The sequence below is a fragment of the Endozoicomonas sp. ONNA1 genome, assembly GCF_024606325.1.
Lineage (GTDB): Bacteria > Pseudomonadota > Gammaproteobacteria > Pseudomonadales > Endozoicomonadaceae > Endozoicomonas_A.
The window spans coordinates 1-8,129 of record NZ_JAHHPN010000368.1; the positions used below are offsets into that span (position 1 = coordinate 1).

At 45.7% G+C, this 8,129-nt stretch carries 10 protein-coding genes; 7 read left to right on the forward strand and 3 right to left on the reverse strand.

Features of this window, described 5'->3' with window-relative positions:
• Positions 1 to 336 precede the first annotated feature (336 nt).
• The 3 genes from KDK19_RS08465 to KDK19_RS08475 all read left to right on the forward strand — a co-directional run bounded on the left by KDK19_RS08465 (position 337) and on the right by KDK19_RS08475 (position 2,944).
• On the forward strand, positions 337 to 1,941 hold the full coding sequence (locus KDK19_RS08465) for an ankyrin repeat domain-containing protein (RefSeq protein ID WP_257291734.1): 1,605 nt from the start codon (positions 337 to 339) through the stop codon (positions 1,939 to 1,941).
• Positions 1,942 to 2,244: 303 nt separating this feature from the next.
• Positions 2,245 to 2,502: a type II toxin-antitoxin system Phd/YefM family antitoxin gene (locus KDK19_RS08470; protein WP_257274407.1), complete on the forward strand. Its 258-nt coding sequence runs from the start codon at positions 2,245 to 2,247 to the stop codon at positions 2,500 to 2,502.
• Position 2,503: 1 nt separating this feature from the next.
• A complete protein-coding gene (locus tag KDK19_RS08475) occupies positions 2,504 to 2,944 on the forward strand; it encodes a type II toxin-antitoxin system VapC family toxin (protein ID WP_257254549.1) in 441 nt (146 codons plus the stop codon).
• Between the two features lie 227 nt (positions 2,945 to 3,171).
• Here the strand turns inward: KDK19_RS08475 and KDK19_RS08480 are convergent, their stop codons facing one another.
• Entirely contained in the window at positions 3,172 to 3,339 is a 168-nt protein-coding gene (locus KDK19_RS08480; RefSeq protein WP_257291735.1) for a hypothetical protein, read from the reverse strand.
• A gap of 120 nt (positions 3,340 to 3,459) precedes the next feature.
• Here KDK19_RS08480 and KDK19_RS08485 point away from each other — a divergent pair, with 120 nt between their 5' ends.
• Positions 3,460 to 3,726: a type II toxin-antitoxin system Phd/YefM family antitoxin gene (locus KDK19_RS08485; RefSeq protein WP_257254551.1), complete on the forward strand. Its 267-nt coding sequence runs from the start codon at positions 3,460 to 3,462 to the stop codon at positions 3,724 to 3,726.
• Positions 3,713 to 4,087 (forward strand): type II toxin-antitoxin system VapC family toxin, encoded by a 375-nt coding sequence (locus KDK19_RS08490; protein ID WP_257254552.1) that lies wholly within the window; start codon positions 3,713 to 3,715, stop codon positions 4,085 to 4,087. The genes KDK19_RS08485 and KDK19_RS08490 overlap by 14 nt, the downstream gene beginning before the upstream one ends.
• Before the next feature lie 86 nt (positions 4,088 to 4,173).
• Here the strand turns inward: KDK19_RS08490 and KDK19_RS08495 are convergent, their stop codons facing one another.
• A complete protein-coding gene (locus KDK19_RS08495; protein WP_257280387.1) occupies positions 4,174 to 6,135 on the reverse strand; it encodes a choline BCCT transporter BetT in 1,962 nt (653 codons plus the stop codon).
• A gap of 463 nt (positions 6,136 to 6,598) precedes the next feature.
• Complete coding sequence (locus KDK19_RS08500) at positions 6,599 to 7,069, reverse strand: RING-H2 finger protein (protein WP_257280386.1); 471 nt, start codon at positions 7,067 to 7,069, stop codon at positions 6,599 to 6,601.
• 246 nt (positions 7,070 to 7,315) lie between these two features.
• On the opposite strand from KDK19_RS08500, the gene KDK19_RS08505 reads away from it, so the two are divergent.
• Together KDK19_RS08505 and KDK19_RS08510 are read left to right on the forward strand one after the other, a co-directional pair.
• Complete coding sequence (locus KDK19_RS08505; protein WP_257280385.1) at positions 7,316 to 7,795, forward strand: MarR family winged helix-turn-helix transcriptional regulator; 480 nt, start codon at positions 7,316 to 7,318, stop codon at positions 7,793 to 7,795.
• Between the two features lie 81 nt (positions 7,796 to 7,876).
• Positions 7,877 to 8,129: hypothetical protein (locus KDK19_RS08510; protein ID WP_257291736.1), on the forward strand; the 253-nt coding region annotated here is incomplete at its 3' end.

Here is an 8,129-nt window from a genome sequence, read left to right on the forward strand (position 1 = left end):
TGAATGGGTGTGTTGCACGAAAGGTGACTGCTTGAGGTAATGGGCTTGCAGAATATTTGCTATCGGCCACCTATTCATCCTTTCATATCAAGCTTTGTCTCGAAATTGTCCCCTACAGAGCAGCTGCCTGTCATTGTCAGAGGCTCTGTTGAAAAGCACCAACACTTATTTGGAAGGAGCTGAATTTCTGCACACTGAAAATACCGCGCTGTGAAAGAGCAGAACCTTTTACCCTCAACTTAAATCGAACTGAATCATGGAACTTTTTGATACCTTTTCGAGTCTGAATCTTAGGATCAATATAATTAAAGCGATGAATAATGAAGGGAGAATCGTATGCATCCAGCCGTAAACCTGAATGTTGAAAGAGTGCTTAGCTCAGCCTCTGGTTCGTACAGTGAATGTAATCAACCGGGTAATTTTCAGGGTCGAGCCAGCTCCTGCGTCAGTGCTGGCAGCTTTGGCAACACACCTTCAGTTGCGGGAAAGCAGCCTCCACTCCCTTGGGATTATTCAGCGGCAGTTACACTGGCTGATCGAACGACGACCGAATGCAGCAATATATCCTCCCGGTTCGCACATGCAATGCCCACCCCAATGGTTACAGCGGAATATACCAGCCGTGCAACAGGTAACAGGGACAACGCTGAAACCGTCAGTGATTCACCATTCTGCTCAGAGGCTGACGGTGGATGGCGCGAACAACTCAAAAGATTATTAGATTCCTCACTTTTATACGGGGGTGGAATGCAACAGACCAGTGGACGAAAAGAACCTCTCAGTGAACTCAGTGAGAAAGCGCTGCTGAAAGCCATACTGCTTGCAAAAGATCTCTACCCGGAAATTAAGCCCGATGATGTTCGTTGTATCAACATTCGTCCTGGTTTCTTGCAGACTCGCAAGTATGAAGGATTGGTAAAAGACGCACTGAATGATTTCTTCAAAAACTCAACCCATGATTTTTCGCCTGTGAGTCCGGTGAGCGATCAACTGCAACGAGCCGAACAGCTGCTTCAACGTTTTGCCCAGACGAAATCTGGTCAAAGGCTTTACAGAAAAGCCGTTGCTAATAATATGGTTGCCCTTGAAAGTTTGTTGAGAGGAGCGGGTGTTGATATCAACCATCAAAGCCCTAAAAGTGGCAACACACCAATAATGGCAGCAGCCCTGGCAAATCGTTGGGCAATGGTTAGTTTACTGCTTGATGCAAAAGCCAGTGTGCATCAACAAAACAAATCTGATTATCATTTATTGGAGCTGATTTTTAATGCCTGGTTGGGTTATAAGATTACCGATGACCAGCAGCAGACATTTACTTTAAAAGCGCTGCGGAATCAGCCTGAAGCTCAGATTAAGTTGACTCGGAACGGGCAGACAAAGTTACTTGCCGTTTATGCCTTTCAATATGCAGTCATGAGAAAGTGTTGGTCATTTTGCAATGCTTTGTTGAAAGAAAATCCCCTTCTGGTCAGCGTTTTAAAACAATGCCAGACAGGTTCCAAGCTTATCATGGATGTAGTGACGAACTATCTTGACCCGGCAGCAGCAACGACGTATCTGGTGAATTTAAAAGATGCTAATGGGCGAGCACTTTTTAATCTCAACTGTAAGAATTTGATGGGTGAGACGCTCCTGATGCTGGCAATAAAAAAAGGTAATACCCATACCGTTAAGTCCCTTCTTAACGCCCCGGATATTCTGCGAAATATTAATGATAGCGTCGTCTGCCTATCGGAAAGACCCACTCATTGGACAGCATACACTTATGCTCACTACTACAGTGAGTACTATCAAAACCGCCATATCCTCAGAGAGCTAATGATGCACGGTGCAGAACATAGGCCTGCATCCAGGGTGAAAAAAAGGGAACCAGATAGTAGTAGCTATGGTCATTCCTACCATTTCGGTGGCTTCAGTTATGGCGATGATGGCGGTTGTTAGCCGAATTGTCGGAACATCAGGGGTCAGATCTTTAATCATTGCCTTGTACAGAGAAAGGTCTGACACCTGAGGTGCCTGCAAGCATCCGTTATGACTACCTTACATCACGTTGTACGTCGGTAATCGTAAGTTTCTGTCTCTCCTTTAATAAAGGGACGGCATCTACTTTGGTAGGTGCTCAGTATTGGAAGCTCGCTCCTTTAGGGGCGAGTAGTTCACCAGGGAGTCCGGGAAGGACATTTTAGACCCTACCCAGTAATTATAGTAACATTACTACAATTACCGATGAAACAGGACAGAGCTATGTCACAAATATACAGTTCCAGAGAGTTTAACCAAAAAACCAGCGAGGCAAAGAACTTAGCCGAAAAGAATCCAGTATTCATTAGAACAAGAGGTAAGACCACTCATGTTCTTTTGAATATCGAGGAGTATCAAAGGCTCAAGGGCGAAAAGAAAAACGTTCTGGAAATGCTATCTTCGCTTGGAAGCAAAGAAGAGTATTTCGAGTTCGAACCACCAAAACTTGGAAAGATAGACCTTAAGCCTGAGGAGTTTTGATGTGTATCTATTGGACACCAATGTGATTTCTGAGCTGAGAAAAGCAGAAGCAGGAAAGAGCGATATTGAGGTGCTTAGATGGCTATCAAATACTAGTTTTTCTGATCTATACATTTCATCCATTTCAATATTGGAGCTTGAAATCGGCATTCTTCAGATGGAGCGAAAAGACAAAAAGCAAGGAGCATCTTTGCGATCATGGATGGAAAAAAAAATAAAGGTTGCTTTTGAGGACAGAGTTTTATCTTTCGATGGTAAATCTGCAGTCTGTGCTGCCGAATTTCATGTCCCTGACCCTAAATCTGAGAGAGATGCAATGATTGCCGGCATAGCTAAGACAAATCAAATGCTGGTTGTGACTAGAAATGTCACCGATTTTTCAATGGTAAGAACCTTAAATCCTTGGGACTCAGGACAACATATTTTGACCCCATATCCATAAATATGTTTCTCGTACTGATCAATAATATCACCAATGACCTGATCTTTGGTCCAGCCCATAATATCTTAGTCCTGACTGCCCTCCCTCAAAAAAAATTATGTACGTTAGTACTTACTATCTTCATCATCAATGACAAAGCTGGACTGAACGTAGGAACGGGGGCTGACCTTGTAGAGAAAATCCTGTTCCTCACCATGAAACACATTCAGAAAGACAATGCTTTTGTTTCAGTCAAAGTCTATGCCGACTGCCACGCCCTGTTCTTCAAGCTCTCTGGACAGGGACTTTATGGCGGGTAACACCACACTTTTCATGAACCCCCTGACACTTTTGCGCTCTGGAATAATGAGTAATATTCTGCAATCGGGTTTGCCATGGAATGGAATCACTGGCATGGCTCGGAGCCAGGGTGGTTTGGGCCAGGCTCATTCCATATTGGAAGAGACTGAGAATTTACTTTTATATGTACGTAACTAAAATATAACGTACACACCTCAACAAAAGATAGGCACAACATGGCAAATCAGCAGAATGGACAAGAGCCAATCAACCTGACCAATCTCAGGAAAAACATCTACACCATCTTTGATGAGATCATCAGAACAGGAGAACCCGTGGCCATTGATCGTGGTGGTGTCAGCCTGACGATTAGCCTGACAAATAAAGGCTCTAAGCTGAAAAGACTGGAAAGTATGGGTGAGCAATCCATAATCATTGGCGATGAGGAGGGGCTGGAGAGTGAATCAGTGTTTAACTGGGAGCCTGAGAATGGTTTTAATTGATACTCATATAGCCGTCTTTTTACATTCCAGGCAAGTCAGAAAACTCTCTCCCGAAGTCAAAGTCATGCTGGACAACAATGATATCGTGCTGCCCGAAATGGCCGGGTTTGAGCTTCAGTACCTGTATGAGATCGGTCGAATTGCTGAGACGCCAGCCAATATTATCCAATTCCTTTATACCGAAATTGGTCTCACTATGTCGAAAACCCCCATGTCGAGGCTTGTGGACGAGGGCATTCTGCTGCCCTGGACACGAGATCCTTTTGATCGGCTCATTTGCGCTGATGCTCAGGTGCAGAATATTCCACTGATCACTCATGATCAGAATATTCTGGAAAATTTTCCTCAGGCTTGCCGCTGAAATGAACAAAGGAATAGGTATCGCAGGGAAATGCGCCCCGATTGAGAACCCATCAAACGACAGCTTTCCACCAGGGCGCCATTGAATCAGCGAACCATATGCAGAAAGTGCATATGTTTCTCGTACTGATCAATAATATCGCCAATGACCTGATCTTTGGTCCAGCCCATAATATCGTAGTCCTGACCGCCCTCCCTCAAAAAGACTTCTGCACGGTAGTACTTACTCTCTTCTTCATCATCAATGACAAAGCTGGGTTGAACGTAGGAACGTGGGCTGACCTTGTAGAGAAAGTCCTGTTCCTCACCATGAAACACATTCAGAGAGACAATGCTCTTGTTTCGGTCAAAGTCTATGCCAGTTTCCACACCCTGTTCTTCCAACTCTCTGGAGAGGGACTTCATGGCGGGTAGCACCACACTTCGCATGAAAACCCTGACACTTTTACGTTCAGGGAAGTGAGTAATATTCTGCAATCGGGTTTGCCATGGAATAGAGACATTGGCATGGCTCGGAGCCAGCGTGGTTTGGGTCAGACTCTCTTTTTTGGCGGTATCCAGTGCCAGTGCTTTTAGCAGTCCATAGCCGGAAACCAACAACACGATAGAAAATGGTAAAGCCGTAGCAATCGTGGCCGTCTGGAGAGCCTTGAGTCCTCCGGCAAGCATCAGTACCAGTGCCACCAGACCAATCAATGAAGACCAGAACACACGCTGCCAGACCGGAGTTTTCCCTTCACCCGTAGAAGCCAGCATATCAATCACCATGGCACTGGAGTCGGAAGAGGTGACAAAGAATACCACCACCATGATAATGGCAATTCCTGAGAGGAATTCTGTGGCCGGGAAATACTCCAGAAACTTGAAGAGCGCCAGCGAGACATCAACCTGAACAATATCAGCCAGGTCTGTCGCCCCATGATTCATAATCAGATCAATGGAAGTGTTTCCGAATACCGTCATCCAGATAAAGGTCAGGCAGGCAGGGACAAACAGTACACCACAGATAAACTCGCGAATGGTTCTGCCTCTGGAGATACGGGCAATAAACATGCCGACAAAAGGTGACCAGGACAACCACCACGCCCAGTAAAACAGAGTCCAGCCACCCATCCAGTCGGTAGGTTCATAGGCGTAGAGATTGAATGTTTTGTCGACAATATCAGACAGGTAACTACCAATATTCTGCACCAGTAACTGCAACAGTAAAATGGTAGGCCCGAGTATAATGACCATGGCCATTAGCAACACTGCGAGCAGCAGATTGATCTCAGATAAACGGCGAATTCCTTTATCAAGACCTGAGGCAACGGACAAGGTGGCCAGAGCAGTAATTACAACGATCAAAACCACCTGGACATGGGTGCTTACATCGATATCGAACAGGTAATTCAGGCCCGAGTTGACCTGAAGCACGCCATAACCCAATGCTGTTGCCACACCAAAGGTCGTACCCAGAATGGCGAAGACATCAATGACATGCCCGATGACACCATGAATACGATCACCCACAATCGGATAAAGAGCCGAACGCAGGGTTAAAGGCAGATTGTGACGATAGCCAAAGAATGCCAGTATCAGGGCCACAATGGCATAGATGGCCCAGGCATGAAAACCCCAGTGGAAAAAGGTAATCCTCATGGATTCCCGGGCGGACTCAATGGATGCCGGATCGCCCACGGGAGGTGTCAGGAAGTGCATGACGGGTTCCGCCACGCCAAAAAACATCAGGCCAATCCCCATACCGGCTGAAAACAACATGGCAAACCAGGAACTAAAGCTGAAATCCGGCTCGGAATGGTCGGGGCCCAACTTGATATCGCCATAACGGGAGAGGCCGACAATAGCAACACCAATGAGGATGATGGCGACCGCCGTCACGTAAAACCAACTGGCATTGGTCATTATGCCCGTTTGCAGCATTGTGGAATAAAGTTCGGCCTGATCGGGAAACAGAGCCGTACAGACCACTATTAAAAGAATGACACTGGAAGCGCCAATAAAGACGGGCAAGTTAAGACTGTGACGTGATTCTGAAGGGTCAGACATAAAATGGGAGGCTCCCGGAGTCAGGGTAGATGGTTATTTGGCTGAAGCTGTTTTAATTAAGTTGTTCAAATGAAGACTTTGGGACTACATCAATAATAGACAGTTTCAGACGAAAGAGCGGAAAAATGTTACATGTCTAATATTTAGTGGTCAAATTATGTTTGTTTTTCTGCTCCACTTGTGGCAAACAGTCGAGTCAAACATCTGGATACACCAAGAGATCACTATTTTGAGTCCTGTTATTGGAACGATGTTCTCGTTTCTTTGCGACAAGTCATCCGGCCACAGACCTGCATCCTAATGGTAACCCCCATTGATTTCTTTGAATCAGTGGGAGGATGTCAAAACTGACTGACCGACTCTCTGGCCAAGACACGCGCTCTGGCAGCAAGTAATGATGTTAAGGTGCCTGCAAAGGTGACGGAATCAGCGCCTCGGATTATTTAACGATACGAATCGTTGCCTACGTCTTACTGTTGTCTGGAGAGGAGCCTGACGTCCCCCTACCCAAGATAGCAGCAAAAGAAGCTGAGGCTCTTGAGCTGCCTGCTTCCAACCAAGCCGATGCAAAGGCCCGATCCTCCCAGTTCTGCCGATCCGAACTCTGACTGTCTGTAGGGGAGTCACCGGTCACACGGGTCGTAGCAGAAAGACTCGATGATAATGCTCTGGCTTGATTAATGGCTCTATCACTGACACTGTAAAGAAATACTTGAACTTCTCTTGTCGCGAGAAAGGTTTTGCAAGAAGGACAGGTTGAATTCTCAGATAGCCAGGGCTCCAGGCAGGCTTTGTGAAACATATGTTTGCATTTTTCGAGAACCATGACTTTCCTTCCGGCAAAAGTTTCTAAACAAATAGGGCAATCGTCGTCCGGCTTTTGATAAAGTGCTAACTTGCTATTTGGGCTGCTGGGTACTGTCATTTCGTTCATATCTTTTAGTCCTGTCTCTGTTTTTTCGGATAACTTAAGTTTTGGACTATCGTCTATCAATTTGGTTCCCTGTGCTTATTTTTTTGGTACGCCTGGCATGGGCATTAATTGGTCTCATGAACAATTTCAGGCGAAAGAGCGGGAAATATTATATGTCTAATATTTAGTGATCAAATTATATTTGTTTTTCTGATCCATTTGTGGCACATAGTTGGGTCAAACATCTGAATAGACCAAGAGATCCCTATGTCCGAATCCTGTTATTGGAACGATGTTCTTGTTTCTTTACGACAAATCATCCGGGCCACAGACCTGCATTCGAAGCGAATGATCAAAGTATGCGGGCTCACTATCCCTCAGGTGATGGTGCTCAGAGCAATAGAAACCCTGGGCGATGTGACAGTCAAAAGAATCTCCCAGGACGTATCACTGAGCCAGGCGACAGTAACGACCATCCTCAACCGTCTGGAAGATCGCCATTACATTGAAAGGGTCAGGAGTACCAGAGATAAACGTATTGTGAATGCCCGGTTGACCACCGAAGGAATGAGTGTTCTTAAAAGCACCCCGCCCCTGCTCCATGAAAAATTCATCGAGCGCTTTGAGTCTCTGGAAGACTGGGAAAAAACCCAGCTTCTCTCTGCCCTGCAACGGGTAGCTAACATGATGGATGCAGAAAGTATTGATGCCGCCCCGGTTCTGGATGTCGGTGTGCTGGCTTCCTGAAAGCCGGTTAGCAAAAACGCCGTAAACCCTCGAAAGGGCGGGGAGTATCACTTTGAACTCTTATTATTAGAGTTATAATCCATGAGCCTGAAATTTATAGTAAAAATCCCAACTACAAAAGCAGACATGAATAAGAATGACAGCTGCAACCGGATACAAAATATTGATGGCATCATCAATCCTGATGTGGGTTTGGATGTGCCGGTCTCGAAAATGGCCTCCTTAAAGAACTTGTGGTTCAGAGGAGGCTATTTTTTACCCTGTACGATGGTTTCGCAAGAGTTCTTTCGAGCCGCACCATCAGAGACGCAACACATCAGAAAAAGCAGAGGTC